Genomic DNA, 16,217 nt, shown 5'->3' with positions numbered 1-16,217 from the left:
AGTATTGGCATGAGTAACACTGTCAGATGGGGCACCTTAAGTCTGCTGTTAGTTGCAGCATTAATTTGTTACTTTCTCGGCTTTAGCATTAGCTCGGGCGTGCTGGTAGTAGCAGGTGTGTTTTTCGAAGGCTGCTTTTGGTTTAAGTTCTTAAAAACGCCACAGGGCAAAGCGCTGTTATAGACAGCGCTTGGTTGCCAGCCTTAGCCCGGTTTTTTCGCCCAGGCTGCACACCAACCTTCGCTGTTCACCAATTTACCCGGGAAAATACCGCATGGCCGCCAGGCTTCGCCATCAGCGCCCTGGATCAGTGCGCAATTACCACACATTTGGCCCTCTTTGGCCGACTTATGCACATATTGCAGTGCCTTGGCTTGCGGGTTTTCCGGGTCCAGTTGCTCGTTAGCAAAGGCCTTTAAGCTGATCCCCCCCATGCTTAACCCTACTACGCCACCGGCCGATAGTTTTAAAAAACGTCTTCTGCTGGTTGTCATAATTTTTCCTCTGGTTTTATATTGCGGTTTTGTCGTTACACATCGTTGCATTGCATATTGTTTTTATTTGCCTGCAGTAGTGTTACTGCTGTCAGTTCCTGCTGGTTTAGTTCATATTGCAACAGAAAAAACCAAACCAAAGCACTGATGTCACGTAACAGTTACAGCTGTAAGCTTAGCAGCCCGTATCAGGAACTTCTTTGATGGAAAACAACATTATTATTACCGGCGCAGCGCAGCGCCTGGGGTTGCATTGCGCCCTGACATTACAACATGCCGGGTTTCAGGTTATTGCCACCTACCGTAGTGAAAAGCCCGGCCTGCAACAACTCAGAGATGCCGGTGTGCACTGTATACAGTTGGATGTAACAGATCCGGCCCAATTGGCAGGTTTTATTACACAGGTCAAACAACAACACCGCAGTTTAAGAGCATTGATCCACAATGCCTCCGACTGGAAAAAAGATGCACCGTTCAACGACGCCGGCACAGATGCACTTGCGGCAGATGCAGCGGTGTACGATGCTATGCAAGCGGTACATGCCAGAGCACCCTATTTGCTCAACCGCGCCTTTACAGCTTTATTGCAAGCGCATAACGGCGTAACCGACATTATTCATTTAACCGATTTTGTCGCTAGCGTTGGCAGCAGCAAGCATATGGCGTATGCCGCCTCTAAAGCCGCGCTGGAAAATTTAACCTACAGCTTTGCCCGCGCGCTGGCACCCAACGTTAAGGTAAATGCGATTGCCCCGGCGCTGCTGATGTTTAATGACCACGATGACGCCAGCTACCGTGCAAAAGCCTTACAAAAGTCTTTATTGCAGGTTGAACCCGGCGCCGCAGAGCTAAGCAGCACGGTAATGTATCTGCTTAACAGCCGCTATATAACCGGCAAAGTTATTGGCCTGGATGGTGGACGGCAATTAAACCTGCCATAACCGGTGCAAAACCGATCAGGCTTTAATTTGTCACCTGCGGCTGGCAAAATAGCCTTAACTACAAGTGATGAAGCATATCTATGAAAGCCAGCCTGTATTTAGTCAGTATATTGTTCGCCACCGGCACTTTTGCCACCAGCCAGCCGGTTGCCGGAAAATGGATCACCGATCGACAAGGCCATACCTTAACCGATCCGCAAAGCTCCGGTTTCACCTGGCGCCATGGTGAGCTTATTCACCTGGGGGATAACAGTGCCGCAGAGCCTATGCGCAACAAATTGCTGCGGATAAACCCGAACACCGCTCAGCTTATCGCTGAGCCGCTTAATGTTACGGTGTCAGCACAGGTATTAAATGGCTGCTTTGGCGAACTGTTCAGCAAGTACCCTGACTTTGAGTCATTAGCATGGGACAGAGCAGACGATTCTGTGTTTATCAGCGTTACCGAAGACTCCTCTTTTGTGCAGTTAACTGCAGATTGCAAAGCAAAATACGGCACCACCCACTCTACCGATTTTCCTACCTTACTGGTTAAAATTGAAACCGACCGCAAGCTAAGCCGCGCTGAAATAACCGCAGTGCGGCCGGTGCAGTTCCCCAAAGCTGCCGCTGTTGGTAATGCACCGAATGATGGCATTGAAGGTTTAGCCTTTGATAATGCCGGTAACTTATATTTAGCGCTGGAGCAAAATGCCGCCAATGCGCCGATGATTTTTAAAACGCCGTACAGCAACACGTTTTGGCAGCAAGATGGCTACGTCAAGGTACAGGACAGCGGCTTTATGTTGCCGGTGCCGGATAATAAAGATCACCCGATTAACGGCCTGGACTACTTAGCCGCAAAAAAACTGGGCCACCCCGGTTATTTGGTGGCTGCGGCGCGCAATGACGACCAGCTGTGGATCATTGATTTAAGCCAACAACAAGCGCCCTTTGTGCAGCAAATGGCTTACTATGCTCCCACACCGGCCGACAGTAACTGCCCGGCCTATGAGCACATGGTACAAACCGCCATTGAAGGTGTGGCAGTGCACGGTGACACGGTATATTTAGTTAACGATGCCTGGAAAAAACGTTACTCCGACAATATTCAATGCCCGGCTAATGCCGCGCATTTTACTAAGTTTGCGCCGCTACTGTTTATCCTGCCGGTAGACCCGCGCTGGTTTATTCAGGGTCTGAAATAAGTATCACTCAGCAAGCGGATAAGTACTGTGTACTACCTGGTGAAGTACCGTGCGCTATCTGCTATTATTGCCTGCTGTTTGCCGCCCTCGTAACGGCGCAGCAGGCCGGCACAATTCCGCTTTGTTTCACAGGATTACTGTTTTTACGGGATGACTTATGATTAACCACTTTCGCGTACTTGGCGTAAAAACCAATGCCAGCGATGACGATATTAAAAAAGCCTATAAACGCTTCGCCAATAAGTATCATCCGGACAAATTGCACGGCCTGACTGACGACGAAAAAGACCAGGCTGCAGTACAGTTGCAACGGGTAAAAGCGGCCTATGAGGTGTTGTCCGATCCAAAACAAAAAGCGGCTTTTATTAAAGATTTCAACAATGTCATTGTTACCGACCCCGCTTCTGCTATGCAGGAACTGTGGGATCAGTACTACTCTTAAACCTATCAGGGTCGTCAACAGCTTATGGCAAACAAATTAAATATGGCACGCATTCGTGCCCTGCAAACCGACGCACTGGAAAATATCGAGTCCTATATGGACCCCGACACCCCCAAAGCGCTGGAGCAATTTACCGCTAAAATGAAAGCCATTTTACTGGCCAGTCCGGATATGCTCGACTCCGTACCGGAATACCTGCCAATGGCGTTATACGGTCGGGTAAAGTTCACCCCGGCAGCAAAATTGCAATGGCAGCAATGGCTAAACAGTGCCACCGCCCCGACGTGGGATCAATTTAAAACCTCAGTGGCGTTTAATAACGCCGATGTTGAACTGGTAAAAGCTATTCGCGCCCACAATGAAGCACAGCTTATCGAAGCCTGTGCCGTACTGTTTATGCTTGAAGCCGGCGATAAACTGGTGGCAAAACGCCGCAACGGCAGCGAAACCTACAACGAAGACCCGTCCTACGACGATGCCGGTTACGACGATGCAGACAGCGACCGCGGACATTATGCCAGCGACGACTACGACAGCGATGATGACAGCGATGAAGAAGGTTACGACAACCAGTACGACGATATTCGTTTTAACGGAGAAAAACCGTAATGAGCACTAATCTGATTGAGATAGCCGTTGCCGAAATTAAACAGCTGGCCGTAGTAGAACCCAAGCAAGCCAGCAAAAAGTTTGAGCTGATTGCCAACACCATGAGTGATGAGCAACTGGTTGAATTGATTGAACAAATAGATATTGTTACGCTAACCCAGATTAACAGCGAACATGATATTTCCTTCCCGTCGATTATCTCGGAGCTGATGAGCCCCGAGCGTATTCGCGATATCGTCTGCCAGCAGCCGTTGTACTGGGAAGAAAAAATTAAGAATAACGCCGAAGAACTTAAGCAACATACCTTCGACTTTTTAACCTATTTAATCCGTACCCAGGACAGTGAAGACAAACAAGCCGCCATTTTAGAATGCGTGGCAGAAGACCCGGCCGGGCTGTTTTACTTGTCTATTCCGTTTATCGAAATTTACCGCGGCGAACAATTTGCCGATGAAGACTTCTACGCCGACACCCTGCACGAAGAGGAAGAGGACCTGGAAGAAGCGCTGGCCTATACCGAGCGCCAGCTTACTGAAGATGCTCATGGCCTGGGCTTTGACGACCCACGCAGCCTGCTGGCACTTATCCGCCAGTTAACGCCGCAAGTAGAGCAAGCCATTAAAGCGCTTATTCGCAATGAAAACTCCGGCTGGGAAGGCATAATAAGCAAATTTGCCACCGAACTGGTGATGCAGGCCAAAGAGAAAAACCAGGCCACGGATGAATATGCCGAAGTGGACGATATGTTCAGCTTTCTCGACTAAGGAACAACCACATGCAGTTAATGCTACGCGATGGCAGCTTTGGCCCGTTTTTAACTCAGGTGCTGACTAAGGCGCAAGCCGACGACAAACTCAGCCAGGCAGAGCTGCAACAGATTAAAAGCAAAGCCGTGCTGATGAGCCTGAAATTTGCCGACAAGTTTTACAACAAGTACAAAATGCACCTGTTGGAGCAAGCGGCATACGACATTATCGGCGTGGTAAGTTTAGGTTTACTCGAGCTTAGCGACAACGACCCCGATCGTGCGTTAACCCTGCTGCTGGCGCCGGAAGGCGTGGTAAAGCCGTTCCAAAAAGGCTGGAATATGCTAAGCACTGTCAGCAAAAAAACCGGTAAAAATTCATTATACGGCGATGTCGAAGAGCAACTGCTGCAAAGTATTGCCAGCCCGCCCGACGCCGAAGAATGGCACGGTTGGGCACAGTACCAACAAGCACTGAGGGAGCACCGCCGCAGCCAGTCTATGCAGCTTCTGCAGCAGCAATTTTACGCCCGCAGCCACTTTGATGAGTTTGAGCATTTCAGCCTGGAAGAAGTGTTAGCCGAAGTAGTGTTTTACCGCGCGCTTACCGGCGGCGATAAAGTACGCCAGGATTTAAAAAAGCGCATCCGTACTATAGCTCTGCAACCGCACTGGTTTAGCGACACCTTTTTCCAACTGCAAACCGAAGCCACTCTGGCAGAATTGCCTGAGGCCAATGCCGATGCTATCCGTAACGATTTAGGCCAGCATTTTATTCCGGCGCTGTCGCGTACCTTAGCGTTTGCCAAAGACTACCAGGCACTGGCAACACAAGATGCTTCACCGGAAAAGCTCGACGCCTTCGAAGGTAAACAAGGCTTAACCAACCCACTGCTGGGCTGGCCGCAGTATCTTGAACTATAAGCCGGAACAGTAAGTAACAACGATTAATGGACATCTAATGACTAAACCTGTTTACCCTCTGGCCGCAGCTATACTGCTATGGCTGTTACCGCTGCATCAGGCCTGCGCCAATACAGAAGACACTGCAGCTGACGTGCTGCGTGTTGCCCTGCCAGCCGCAGCCTGGGGCATGACACAGTATTTGGACGACACTGAGGGCAGCAAGCAATTTTACTACAGCTTTGCCGCCACTGTAGCTACAACTCTGGCGCTGAAAACCGCCATTCACAAAAACCGCCCTGATGGCTCAGACAACGACGCCTTCCCCTCCGGCCATACCTCCATGGCATTTCAGGGCGCGGCGTTTTTACAACGCCGTTACGGTTGGCAATACGGTGCACCGGCCTATGCACTGGCAAGCTATGTCGGTTACAGCCGGGTAAACAATGATCATCACGATAGTCGCGACGTACTGGCCGGCGCGTTAATCGGCATCGCTGCCAGCTATTATTTTGCCGAGCCGTTTTATGGTGTACAGGTTACACCAACCGCAGGTTTAAATGGTGTGGGTTTGCAGTTAAGTGCGACGTGGTAACGACGAAAGACTGTCGAAGAGTTGCAGTTAGGTTAGCCAGCGTTTTACGCTGGCTGCATTTGTTTCAGGTGTAATTGTTTGAGAAACTCAGGAGCTAAATCGGCGCCATTAGGCCAGACAACGGTTTCCAACTCAGGATCAACAGCAATTTTTCGGAATATCGCGATGTCTTTTAGTGGTTCAAACACCGGTCCCCTTAACACGCCATCCAAATTCACCTCGCCTGAAGTCCCGTCATCAAACGCTACCCAGATAATGTAATCAGTTACGTATTTCGCAGCTTTAATATGCAACATAAATTACTCCAATGGTGCTATGTAATTAAGCGGTTCACCAGCTCTGGCGCGGAGCCAGTTTTGTTCTAATTCAACCTGATGCAATGTAATCCATTCCTGTACAAACGCAGCAGCTCTTTTGGGTAACTCGCCTTCCAGCATGGTTCCATCAAATGAAAACAGTGCTTCATAACCAGAGTATTTAGCATGGAAATGCGGTGGGTTATGATCGTTAAAATACATGGCGATCAAAATCCCGTAAAACCTGCTTATCACCGGCATTAGCGTATCCTTAAGAATGTAGTTTCATCTTAGTGAAACAGCGCATAGTGTCAAATCAGATTTAATAAGGCAATTGCATTTTAGAATGTGTCAAGCAGATATATACTGTCCGCGAAGTACTTGCCGCTGATGCAATGCGCATTGGCGGCAATATGCTGTAAAGCAAAGCCGCATTTGCTTAACACCTTTTCCGATGCGGCATTGCCTTCAGCCACAGCCCGGTGGCACTTAATGTTATGCGTGGTGCCGGCCCAATCTATCAGCCCTTGCGACGTGGTTTAGCCTTTGGCTTGGCACTGGCGTTGCCCTGCAGCTCTATTACGGTTTCGCTGGCTTTGTTAGAGCGACCTGACAACACTTTGCGCGAAATACTCTTTAACAGCGAACCGCGATTACTGACTTCAAAGCCCGGCTTAACAATGCGTTTGATATCGCTGCCAATCAGTTTTTGAATACGCTCTAAGGTTTGCTCATCTTCACGGCTGACAAAGGAAATAGCGTTACCGCTGGCGCCGGCGCGGCCGGTACGACCGATACGGTGCACGTAATCTTCCGGTAAATACGGCAGATTAAAGTTAACCACGTAATCCAACCCCTGAATATCCAAACCACGGGCGGCTACTTCGGTAGCAATAAGTACCTGTAATTTTGCCGATTTAAACTCAGCGATAGCACGGCGGCGTGCGCCCTGGCTTTTATCGGCATGGCATACTGCCGCGTCAATTTTGCGCTTTTGTAAGCCGGCTAACAGTTGATCTGCCTGCTCTTTGGTACTGGTAAACACCAGCACCTGAAACCAGTTATGCTCGGCCAACAGTTGTTCAAATAAATCAATTTTGCGGCTTTCTTCTACCGCATACACCACATGGTTTACCGTATCAGCGGTGCTGTTTACTCTGGTTACCCGCACTTGCTGATGATTACGCAGAATTTTATGCGATAACTCATTAACCGCAGGAGAGGTTGTGGCAGAAAACAGCAGGGTTTGCCGTGTGGTCGCGGTCATTTGCAGTAACTTCATCACATCGGTAATAAAGCCCATATCCAACATACGGTCGGCTTCATCCAGTACCACAAATTCCACATCGCTTAATATCACATTGCCCAGTGCCATATGCTCCAGCAAGCGGCCGGGCGTGCTGATAACCATATCGACGCCGGCAATCAGTTTATTGGCCTGGCCGCCCATTTTTACCCCACCGTACAGCGCTGTAACGCTCAGGGGTAAAAACTGTGCATAAGCCGTTATCGCATCAGCTAACTGCTCGGCCAGTTCGCGGGTTGGCGTCAGGATCAACGCCCGTGGCCGACGCTCGGCAGTAGCTTTAGGCTTGTCTAACATGCGCTGTAACAGCGGAATGGCAAAAGCAGCGGTTTTACCGGTACCGGTTTGCGCCGTGACCTGTAAATCTTTGCCGCGTCGCGCCGGCACTATGGCCTGCTGCTGTACCGGGGTCATTTCACTGTAGCCACATGCAACCAGCGCGCGTTGTAAGTCTGGTGCCAAATCTAAAGATGAAAATTGCATAAGAGTTCCTCTGTAGATTAGCTACAGTAAAAAATGAGTAAATAAAGGTTTTGTTGCCGTTGCATTGTAAGCTGCGGTTATTCGCCGTCGTCTTCAGCGTTATCGGCGGCAGGTGCCGCAGGGCGCGGTTTATGCTTACAGGCACGGGCCAGAATTTCAATATAGAACGCCGGCAGTTCCTGCGCCACGGCAGCGTCAATATGCTTGTTGATTTCAGAGGTGAAAATGGTTTCGGCAACCTCTTCAGTGGCCCCAAAGCGACAATCAAACGTCCAGTAATCGGTGCCGTCAGGCAGCGATTTACGCCGCTCTCTGTTTAAGTATTTTTTAATATCATACTTAACAGCGTCTACCAACCGGGCAGGTGTCAGCTTCGGGTGCGTTAATGCGATTGTCTTTTTCATTACATTTCCTACAGAGGTGCCAAAGCTGAGCCAGCTTTTAAACGCGCATTCTACATGGAAGCAACGAAGATAACCGCCACTATCTGCGATTTTCTGTTAAAAGCTAAGCAGCAAACGCCAAAGTTCGCTGCTTTGTGGCACGCTGCGCCAGATAAGCCCTTAGTACTGCGTTTTATCCATGCTGTGTAAATGGCATCTCAACTAACAACTGTAAGATAAAGCATGTTAAACCGCAGCATATCGCTGGCTATTTCAGTTTGGGCAAAAATGATAAATCGACGTAATATTTTGCCGGGTTACCCTGAGCGATAAATACTTTGATCGTTTCCCTGTCGATATAAGCGGATGGGTCAAACCACAGATTATTACTTTTAAAGATGTGTATATCCGAGGTAGCCGGGTTTTGCCATTGCGTCAGCACCCGAAACGGGTGTTTGCCGTTAACCGATAATGTCGTATTTTGCTCAACGCTCTGGTAGCGGGTTTCTATTGCTATACCGCTGGTTTTCAACATTTTATCCTGCCGGCCTTTTAACGCAATAACCTGGATAATACCGGCACCGATCAGAAAAAATACGGCGCCCATAGCAGCCAAAATAAGCGCCACGCCCCATAGGGAAAAGAAGTCATTAATTTTGGCATCTGAGGGCTGCGCTGTCTGATACAGCACTTCGACCTGTTCGCCTTCGGCATAGCGGGCAGGATTACTGCCGGCAGAGGGGGCGAATTCAACAACCCGACCACTTTGGGCAGTAAACTGCACTAAAGGCCGGTAAGAAATTGAATCACTCGAGCGTGACAGCAAAAGCTCAACCACAATACCTTCTGCTGTTGCGGCTTCTTTTAAAAATGCCGCCGTGCTGTTGTAGCTATAAAATGCCCCGACCAGCATAACCAGGCCGACCAAACTGAATAAATATTTAACAATTGCAATTGCTTTCATGTTTTACCTTAATTTACTGCGCTACCGGCATATTGTTGACCCTTTTACGCGGGAGCAAGAGTCTATTCTGCCGACAGAATGTAAATCAAGTATTTTTATCTTGTATCACTTTATGTAGCGGCATTGCGTCTGGCCCACAACGCAAATACCGAGGCACTACCAAACATCAGCAGGCTGTACACACTGGGGGCTATCGACATAGCAGAGCTTTGTAAAATACCGGTGGTAATAAGCAGCGCCAGGGTACCGTTTTGCAGCCCTACTTCCAGGCAAATAGTACGGGCCTGATTCTCGTGCTTAAGCAGCCATTTGGCCAGGCCATAACCCAGCAGCATAGTGCCAAGGTTAAGCAGTAACGCTGCCGGCCCGGCCGCGACAATATAGCGCCACAGCTCATCGCCTAAATCAACTGCAATACTGATAATTAACAGCAGCAATACCAGAATAGAAAAGGTGCTGATATAAGGTGCGGTCATTTTAGTAAATGCCGGCCATTTTGCCCGTAGCAGCATACCCACTAACACCGGAAAGACACTAACAACCATTAATGTCAGCCAGGTACGAAACACCGGCAAGTGCAAATTTGTTTCAGCGCCGGCATAAAAACCGATGGCCCAGGCTGCCAGCAGCGGTATGGTAAAGGGCGTAATAAAGCCCACCACGGCGGTAAGTGACACCGACAAGCCAACATCGGCTTTACTCAGGTAGCTGTACAAATTAGACGTAGTACCGCCCGGGCACAGCGCTAAAATAAACAGCCCTATTGCTAACTCAGCCTGTAAATCCAATACAGCGATAACCGCTATGGCCGCCAACGGCAGCAACAACAGCTGCGCCAGGGCGCCGAGTAAAAAACCTTTCGGTGCCAGAAACACGCGGGAAAAATCCGCCACACGCAAACTCATGCCAACGCCGGTCATAATCAGGATCAGCGCCAGCGGTAAACCAATTTGGGTCAGGGTTGCAAACATATCACCGCCGGTTGCACAGAAAACACCACGTTACCCTATTATCCGCCAACTGACAAAGCGCTTTAATGCAAAAAAACGCGTTAATACAGCAAGATGCAGCGCTGCCTGCAGTTGCTTTACAAGGGTAGCGGGTTCTCTGCGCCCGGCCACAGCTGTTGCAACTGCCGGCGAAACAATTCAAGGCTGCCGCTGCTATAAAATATGTCGCTGATGCTGTTGTCGGGATCTGCCAACAACTGTGCCTGCAATAAGCGCTGCTGTAGCTGTTTCGCCACCGCAGCCTCAGTGCGGATAATAGTTACCGCAGGCCCGGCAATAGCGGCAATAGCATCGGCAACAAAATTGTAGTGGGTACAACCCAGTACCAGGGTGTCGGCACCTTTGTCCAGCAAGGGGTAAATATAGCTTTTCAGCAATGCCTGCATCGGCGCGCCGTTAAAATCTAATGTTTCTATCAGCTGCACTAACTGCGGGCAGGGTTGTAATTCAATCCGGGCCTGGCCGGCAAAACGCTGCGCCAAATTGGCAAAGGCCGGCGTTTGTAAGGTGCGCGGCGTGGCTAAAATACCCACTACTCCGGTTTTACTGGCCAACACCGCTGGTTTTACCCCGGGCTCCACGCCGATAACCGGCAGCGGGCACTCTGCTCTTAATCTGGCAATAGCGGCAGTAGTGGCGGTATTACAGGCCACCACTATGGCTTTAACCCCCTGATTTATCAGGTGCCGGCTTATCAGCTGCATCCGCTGATAAATATAGTCATCGGTTTTTTCGCCATAAGGCGCATGGCCGGTGTCAGCGACATAAATCAGCGGTTCATTGGGTAGCAGTTCACGCACTGCACGGGCGACAGACAGCCCGCCGATGCCGGAATCAAAAATACCTGTTGCAGCAGAATTCGCCATTAAGTGCCCACCTGTAATTTAAGGCAGCAAAATTAGCATATTTCGGCTATTTTTTTCGCCATTTCTGCGTCTATACACTGAAATAACACCAGCCTTATCACGCAAACATCATCAGTTGCCTGAGGTTGGCGTTCGCGCAATATAAAAACATGTCCTAGTATGTTCACTCCGGCAACAACAAACATCCCAGAGCACACAATGAAAATAAATCAACTTATCTTACTCTTCAGCATATCACTGTCGGCCTTTTATGCCGGCGCCAAAGATAACAACTTAAACGAGCAACCGCAGGTTGCCGATCAATTGCTCACGCAGCAACATGACATGCTTGTAAAAAACACCCGGAGCAAAGGATTTGGGCCGCAGTCACCACGTGATATCGAATCAAAGGCCGGAGAAAACCCTGTCAATTTCAGCGCAGCCCCTGCTTTTGAGAACATGAATTTATGTAATATTCATTTCCACAAAAATGCTGAACATAAAGGTGGTGAGTTTACAAAATACGCCGGCAACGGTGACGGGCATGGAGGGCAAAGCGGCTACATGTACTCCGGGCAACTGACCGAAGCAGAGTTAAGACCTGTGCCCACTGAAATATGCCCAAGCGACCACGGTCATCTTCAGCCCGGTGACACCATAGAGCTGCATTATGTGCATTCCACCGCCCAAGTTGGTCCGGGTCCTACTTTAGCCGCTTGCCTGAATGACTCAATTAACAATCCGCAATTGCGCGTTGAAGCGCAGGTGTATGTGTTAGTTAATGACAACAAGGCGCTGAACTTTGTTGAATTAACCAAACCTGGCGTAAAGAATGGCTTTCATCAGGCGCTGAATATTCCCGCTAATACTGGCAAGGCCATTCAGTATGCAGGCTCAACAACAGGACCAGCTTACAATGAAACCGGTTCGCCTTTTCAGGTTAGCTGGAGTGTTCGCCCTAAAGTCGCTAAGGTACACATCGAATCTGTTGGTGAGTGGTGCAAAAGTAATGTATTTAATGAAAATCATGCTCATGGCGTGAGAAACCTTGTAATCAACACCAGCCTTTTATCAAAAATAAAGTAGAACCTGTAATAGCCATACACTGCAGCTAAACCAATGGCTATGGGGGGCAGGCAAAAAAGCTAAGCTATAACAGAAGATGATTAAGTACAAAGGCAAATTTGGAGTAGCGATAACGGGCTTTTACTTCACTTTCTTTTTCTGCAACAACGGCACTTTTTCGTCCACCAGTCAGTTCTGGTTAACAGATATTGGCTGTAATAACAGTAGCACAACAATAAGTGCCGCATTCCCGGGCAGTATTGCTAAGACGCCCCAACAGCTTTTTTGCTGCTGATTTATTGCGAATGACTGTTATGAGGCGAAAAGCAGATGGTCAGCTTAATTTTGTTCTGCCCCTAATAATTACGGATAAAAGTCTGCTTAAAAGTAAGGCCTTCATTAGCACGGCTGCCAATACGGCGAATAACAGCCAGGCTTCTGTTGCCTCTAACACCCATAACGTCAGGCTTGAGAGGGTAAGCCAAAGCATGGGAATAACAGTGACCAGCCACAAACGCCAGCCCCGCAGCAGCATCAGCGTCAAGCCCAGGGTGGTAATCGCCGTAGGATCGGCATGGATGCCAAACACCTGCGCCTGCCACCAGCCGGCACCGCCAAGCGCTGTCATTAGCGGCTGAATAACCAGGCCGGTAACAGCAATAGCGAGACCAATAACAGCAGGCGTTTTAGCCGCTGCAGCCGTGTTAAACCCAGCGCCGGTTAACGCCAACCATAACAGCAGTATGGCCTGAGCCAAAAAAGCGTACGCAATATAGTTAGCCGCCCAGTTAAGCTGAGCATAGTGCTGCATAAAAAACACTACGGCTACCCAAGCCCACAGCGGCGCAATAAACAACAACGCCAACCGGCCCCGCTGCTCGTATTTCCGGACAAAAAACGCCAGTACAAGCGCGGCGGCGCCCAGCGCCAGGCTGAGTATATGCAGCGGCCACCCGCTTTCACTGATGCGCTCCAGCAGGCGAAAATACACTTCAGCGCTAAAGGGAATAAAATCCTGCAGCTGATAGCTGGTCATAGCCTGTCTGTATTATTCATAGTGCGTCAAAAAAGCGTGCCATCTGCATACGCGTCCTGGCAGAGGGCATCGGGCTAAGGCCGGCGCGCATATTTTCCTGCAAATGCGCAAGCTTGGTCGTGGCGGGAATGGCGCAGCTAACCGCCGGGTGGCTGACAATAAACTTCAGCAGAAACTCTGCCCAGCTGCTGCAGCCGCACTCGTCAACAGCCCAATCCGACAGGCGCTCACCACGCCGCTTAAGGTTGGTAATTAAACTACCGCCGTTGTAAGGCCGGTTGGCAATCACCGCTATGCCCTGCTCTGCTGCTAATGGCAGCAGCCGCTTTTCCGCTTCGCGCTCAACAATGTTGTAAGTCAGTTGCACAAAGTCGATGCCTTCTGAGTTCATAATCTGTTCAACCTCCCGATGGCGACGGCCATGTGAGGTTGTAACGCCGATATAGCCAACTTTGCCGGCGGCTTTCATATCCCGCAGTACCGCCAAATGCTCGCGCCAGTCGCTCAGGTTATGTACTTGCAGTAAATCAAATCGCGGCATATTCCAGCGCTGCTGCAAAGCGGCTACCTGCTCGCGGGCAGAGCCACCGGCCGGGCTCCAGACTTTCTCGGCGGCAAATAAATTATCAGCAATACCAGGCTGCGCTTTAACAAGCTGCGATAAGGCATGCCCCATTACATCCGGTGCAGAGCCATACATCGGCGATGAGTCAATCAGGCCGCCACCAAGCTGCAGAAAGGTTTTTACCAGTTCAGTACGCGCCGCCAGTAACTTAGGGTCATTACCCACATTAAAGGTGCGCCAGGTGCCCATACCAATAACCGGCAGGGTTTTATTACTATTGGGAATGGCTTTTTGCAAAGGCCCGCCGCCAGCGGCAAAACCGGACCAGGCCGGTAATAAACCGGCTGCTGCAGCGCCAGCAAGTAATTTAAGGCAGTGTCTGCGGGTTAAGCGATGTACGCGATGCAGCATGGTATAAGCGCCCCTTCAGCTCATTTCGCCAGGCACGGTTGGCGCCCAACAGCAAAATAAAGCATACCAGCACAGCCACCGGGTTACCAAACCAGCGGCATTCAGGCCAATTTTTTGTCCGAAAAACTATTTGCCGCCTGTATGCGCTATACGTTAATTTCTAAAGCACTAATCCTTTAGCGTAAGCTGCTTTTCAGCCCAGTAATCTGCGCTGCAGCAAGCTTTGCATATTTCGCCGGCCGTCCGCAATAAGATACACATACACGCCAGATGGCAGCTGGCGGTAAATGACACGGTAGGGTTTAAAGTACAGTTCGCGATATTCATGAATACCAAGCAGGGCCAACTCTTTTACCACTGCACCTCGTGTTGGCAGTTCAGCTAAACTTTCAACGAGCTGCTGCAACTGGTCCAACACATAGTCGGCTTTGCCGGGAACATCGTTCCGCTCAACATACTGGTATAAATCTAACAGATCCTGCTGTGCCGCATTAGTAAGATAAACTTTATGCATCAGCTCAGTTGTTCCGGGACGCTCTGATACTGGTAAACGCATCGGTAGCCAGAGTCACCTGCCCTTCGGTTATTTGCTGATTACCCAATGCCAGGATTTTTAACAGTGCCAACACTTCCTGAGTTTGCTCGTAACTTTTAATATCCTGCATGACCACTTTAGCCTCACCATTTTGGGTGATAATGTAAGGCTCTCTCTGCTCATTTACATTCTTCACTAACTCTGCAGTGTGGCTTTTCAGGTAGCTGATGGGTTTTATCTGGTTAGAGTATTTCATAGTCGTCTCCGCAGCCAATTGGTACCAAATATAGTCTTAATAAAGTACATCCTCAAGGGATCCTGTACTCTATTTTAAAGATTGGAGTACCCGAAAACATTCAGGTACCGTCAACTCACCAGGGAAAAAGCGGACGGAGACAATTAAAGACGGGTTAGGTTAATCCTATGTAGTTCAGCACCTTGCAGAGGCGTGCCGATTATTAGCTCCGACCCTGAGGGATCCCCACGAATTCAGCTCCAACACAATCCATACTCTGCCGTTCTTTGTCTGAAGTAAAGAATGCCGGATAACCAATGTTTTAAGGTTATCCGAAGTTCGCTCTGATGAATTAACCTTCCCGCGATGTAACAGTAGCTGAGTACCCGTCGGTGCTTGATAGTGTTAGCCTGGAAGCGTTTGGTCAAACCCGCTTGCTCCGCCGCTACGCCAATAAAACTCATGGCAAACAGCGCTAATGTGCCAATGAGAACAAGTACCGCTAATCGTTGATGGCAGCGCGATTCATGCAGCGACATACCTAAACCAAACCGGGTGCTTTTTTGGTCGCGGAACCCTTCTTCAATCTGCATACGGGATGCATAGCAGTTCGCTACCGCTTGTGCTTGGGCAGCAGAATCTGTGGGCAGTGAAGTTGCCAGCAACCATGGTTCCCGCGAGGCAGCAGCGGCATCCCTGCTGGGCTTATCAAGCCGTGACTGGCCGAATCGATTGAGGAGTTTTCGGCCTTTAGCCGGTGTTTTCATCAGCACCCAGTTGGCCATCAGTGGATTGCCTCTGGTAAACATGACATTTTTCAAGCACTGTGGTTTGCTCCCGAAACCTCCCCCAATAAAGTAGACGCCTATCATTACGATGAGGTAGGCAAAATATGGCAAGAATACTTTGTGACCAGCGGGTAGTTGAATACAGCGTTGAGTTTAAGTTAAAGGTTATCGATTTGACCGAGAAACTCGGTGTTACTTCGGTTCAGATAGCTGAAGCTTTAGGGTTACACCCAATAATGGTTTATCGTTGGCGGCAAGAGTACCGGGAGGGTAGATTTGTTGCCCAACCTACGAGAAGGATCAGCATGACGAAAGAGCCCGCGGATAAGCCTGTAGATGAGCAAGAAAAGTCGGAACTTAAACGCTTACGCAAAGAGTT

Annotated in this window: 23 protein-coding genes; 10 read left to right on the top strand and 13 right to left on the bottom strand. The window is 49.5% G+C overall.

Going from position 1 to position 16,217, the window contains the following annotated elements; translation table 11 throughout:
- Positions 1-9 precede the first annotated feature (9 nt).
- The gene (locus tag HRH59_RS07435) at positions 10-183 is read left to right on the top strand and encodes a hypothetical protein (RefSeq protein WP_173500651.1); all 174 of its coding nucleotides are present in this window, start codon (positions 10-12) and stop codon (positions 181-183) included.
- A 20-nt stretch (positions 184-203) separates the two neighbouring features.
- On the opposite strand, the gene HRH59_RS07430 is transcribed toward HRH59_RS07435, so the two are convergent.
- Entirely contained in the window at positions 204-494 is a 291-nt protein-coding gene (locus tag HRH59_RS07430) for a high-potential iron-sulfur protein (RefSeq protein ID WP_218573480.1), read from the bottom strand.
- Positions 495-697: 203 nt separating this feature from the next.
- Here HRH59_RS07430 and folM point away from each other — a divergent pair, with 203 nt between their 5' ends.
- The 7 genes from folM (at position 698) to HRH59_RS07395 (ending at position 5,916) form a co-directional block, all read left to right on the top strand.
- Positions 698-1,435, top strand: a complete 738-nt coding sequence (gene folM / locus HRH59_RS07425) for a dihydromonapterin reductase (RefSeq protein WP_173500650.1) — start codon at positions 698-700, stop codon at positions 1,433-1,435.
- Between the two features lie 80 nt (positions 1,436-1,515).
- Positions 1,516-2,622, top strand: coding sequence for a hypothetical protein (locus HRH59_RS07420; RefSeq protein WP_173500649.1), 1,107 nt, complete (start codon positions 1,516-1,518; stop codon positions 2,620-2,622).
- 157 nt (positions 2,623-2,779) lie between these two features.
- Positions 2,780-3,064 (top strand): cold adaptation protein ActJcold adaptation protein ActJ, encoded by a 285-nt coding sequence (gene atcJ / locus HRH59_RS07415; protein ID WP_173500648.1) that lies wholly within the window; start codon positions 2,780-2,782, stop codon positions 3,062-3,064.
- A 24-nt stretch (positions 3,065-3,088) separates the two neighbouring features.
- Complete coding sequence (atcA, locus tag HRH59_RS07410; protein WP_173500647.1) at positions 3,089-3,673, top strand: cold adaptation protein AtcA; 585 nt, start codon at positions 3,089-3,091, stop codon at positions 3,671-3,673.
- Positions 3,673-4,437 (top strand): cold adaptation protein AtcB, encoded by a 765-nt coding sequence (atcB, locus tag HRH59_RS07405; protein ID WP_173500646.1) that lies wholly within the window; start codon positions 3,673-3,675, stop codon positions 4,435-4,437. The genes atcA and atcB overlap by 1 nt, the downstream gene beginning before the upstream one ends.
- Positions 4,438-4,448: 11 nt before the next feature.
- Positions 4,449-5,342, top strand: a complete 894-nt coding sequence (gene atcC / locus HRH59_RS07400; RefSeq protein ID WP_173500645.1) for a cold adaptation protein AtcC — start codon at positions 4,449-4,451, stop codon at positions 5,340-5,342.
- Positions 5,343-5,379: 37 nt separating this feature from the next.
- Positions 5,380-5,916: a phosphatase PAP2 family protein gene (locus HRH59_RS07395; RefSeq protein WP_173500644.1), complete on the top strand. Its 537-nt coding sequence runs from the start codon at positions 5,380-5,382 to the stop codon at positions 5,914-5,916.
- A 44-nt stretch (positions 5,917-5,960) separates the two neighbouring features.
- Here the strand turns inward: HRH59_RS07395 and HRH59_RS07390 are convergent, their stop codons facing one another.
- The 7 genes from HRH59_RS07390 to murI all read right to left on the bottom strand — a co-directional run bounded on the left by HRH59_RS07390 (position 5,961) and on the right by murI (position 11,224).
- A complete protein-coding gene (locus HRH59_RS07390) occupies positions 5,961-6,212 on the bottom strand; it encodes a DUF2442 domain-containing protein (protein ID WP_173500643.1) in 252 nt (83 codons plus the stop codon).
- A 3-nt stretch (positions 6,213-6,215) separates the two neighbouring features.
- Positions 6,216-6,473: a DUF4160 domain-containing protein gene (locus tag HRH59_RS07385; RefSeq protein WP_173500642.1), complete on the bottom strand. Its 258-nt coding sequence runs from the start codon at positions 6,471-6,473 to the stop codon at positions 6,216-6,218.
- Positions 6,474-6,732: 259 nt separating this feature from the next.
- A complete protein-coding gene (locus HRH59_RS07380; protein WP_173500641.1) occupies positions 6,733-8,001 on the bottom strand; it encodes a DEAD/DEAH box helicase in 1,269 nt (422 codons plus the stop codon).
- 77 nt (positions 8,002-8,078) lie between these two features.
- Entirely contained in the window at positions 8,079-8,405 is a 327-nt protein-coding gene (locus HRH59_RS07375) for a DUF6172 family protein (RefSeq protein WP_173500640.1), read from the bottom strand.
- A 247-nt stretch (positions 8,406-8,652) separates the two neighbouring features.
- The gene (locus HRH59_RS07370; RefSeq protein ID WP_173500639.1) at positions 8,653-9,348 is read right to left on the bottom strand and encodes a DUF3592 domain-containing protein; all 696 of its coding nucleotides are present in this window, start codon (positions 9,346-9,348) and stop codon (positions 8,653-8,655) included.
- 110 nt (positions 9,349-9,458) lie between these two features.
- Positions 9,459-10,319: a bile acid:sodium symporter family protein gene (locus tag HRH59_RS07365; protein ID WP_173500638.1), complete on the bottom strand. Its 861-nt coding sequence runs from the start codon at positions 10,317-10,319 to the stop codon at positions 9,459-9,461.
- Between the two features lie 116 nt (positions 10,320-10,435).
- Entirely contained in the window at positions 10,436-11,224 is a 789-nt protein-coding gene (gene murI / locus HRH59_RS07360; protein WP_173500637.1) for a glutamate racemase, read from the bottom strand.
- A gap of 198 nt (positions 11,225-11,422) precedes the next feature.
- Between murI and HRH59_RS07355 the strand changes: the two genes are divergently transcribed.
- Positions 11,423-12,289, top strand: coding sequence for a delta-class carbonic anhydrase (locus HRH59_RS07355; protein ID WP_173500636.1), 867 nt, complete (start codon positions 11,423-11,425; stop codon positions 12,287-12,289).
- Between the two features lie 313 nt (positions 12,290-12,602).
- On the opposite strand, the gene HRH59_RS07350 is transcribed toward HRH59_RS07355, so the two are convergent.
- The 5 genes from HRH59_RS07350 to HRH59_RS07330 all read right to left on the bottom strand — a co-directional run bounded on the left by HRH59_RS07350 (position 12,603) and on the right by HRH59_RS07330 (position 15,835).
- Complete coding sequence (locus HRH59_RS07350; RefSeq protein WP_173500635.1) at positions 12,603-13,304, bottom strand: DUF6064 family protein; 702 nt, start codon at positions 13,302-13,304, stop codon at positions 12,603-12,605.
- A gap of 16 nt (positions 13,305-13,320) precedes the next feature.
- Positions 13,321-14,280 carry an aldo/keto reductase gene (locus HRH59_RS07345; protein ID WP_173500634.1) on the bottom strand — a complete coding sequence of 320 codons (960 nt, stop codon included), beginning with the start codon at positions 14,278-14,280 and terminating at the stop codon, positions 13,321-13,323.
- Between the two features lie 193 nt (positions 14,281-14,473).
- Positions 14,474-14,794, bottom strand: coding sequence for a type II toxin-antitoxin system RelE/ParE family toxin (locus tag HRH59_RS07340; protein ID WP_231702431.1), 321 nt, complete (start codon positions 14,792-14,794; stop codon positions 14,474-14,476).
- A 4-nt stretch (positions 14,795-14,798) separates the two neighbouring features.
- Complete coding sequence (locus HRH59_RS07335; RefSeq protein WP_173500633.1) at positions 14,799-15,071, bottom strand: type II toxin-antitoxin system Phd/YefM family antitoxin; 273 nt, start codon at positions 15,069-15,071, stop codon at positions 14,799-14,801.
- Positions 15,072-15,304: 233 nt separating this feature from the next.
- Complete coding sequence (locus HRH59_RS07330) at positions 15,305-15,835, bottom strand: transposase (RefSeq protein ID WP_173500632.1); 531 nt, start codon at positions 15,833-15,835, stop codon at positions 15,305-15,307.
- Positions 15,836-15,942: 107 nt separating this feature from the next.
- On the opposite strand from HRH59_RS07330, the gene HRH59_RS07325 reads away from it, so the two are divergent.
- On the top strand, positions 15,943-16,217 hold a 275-nt coding region (locus tag HRH59_RS07325; protein WP_173500631.1), incomplete at its 3' end, for a transposase.

The sequence above is a fragment of the Rheinheimera lutimaris genome (assembly GCF_013283795.1).
Classification (GTDB): domain Bacteria; phylum Pseudomonadota; class Gammaproteobacteria; order Enterobacterales; family Alteromonadaceae; genus Alishewanella; species Alishewanella lutimaris.
Note: the sequence above shows the minus strand (reverse complement) of the source record. Positions and strands in the feature narration are given on the sequence as shown.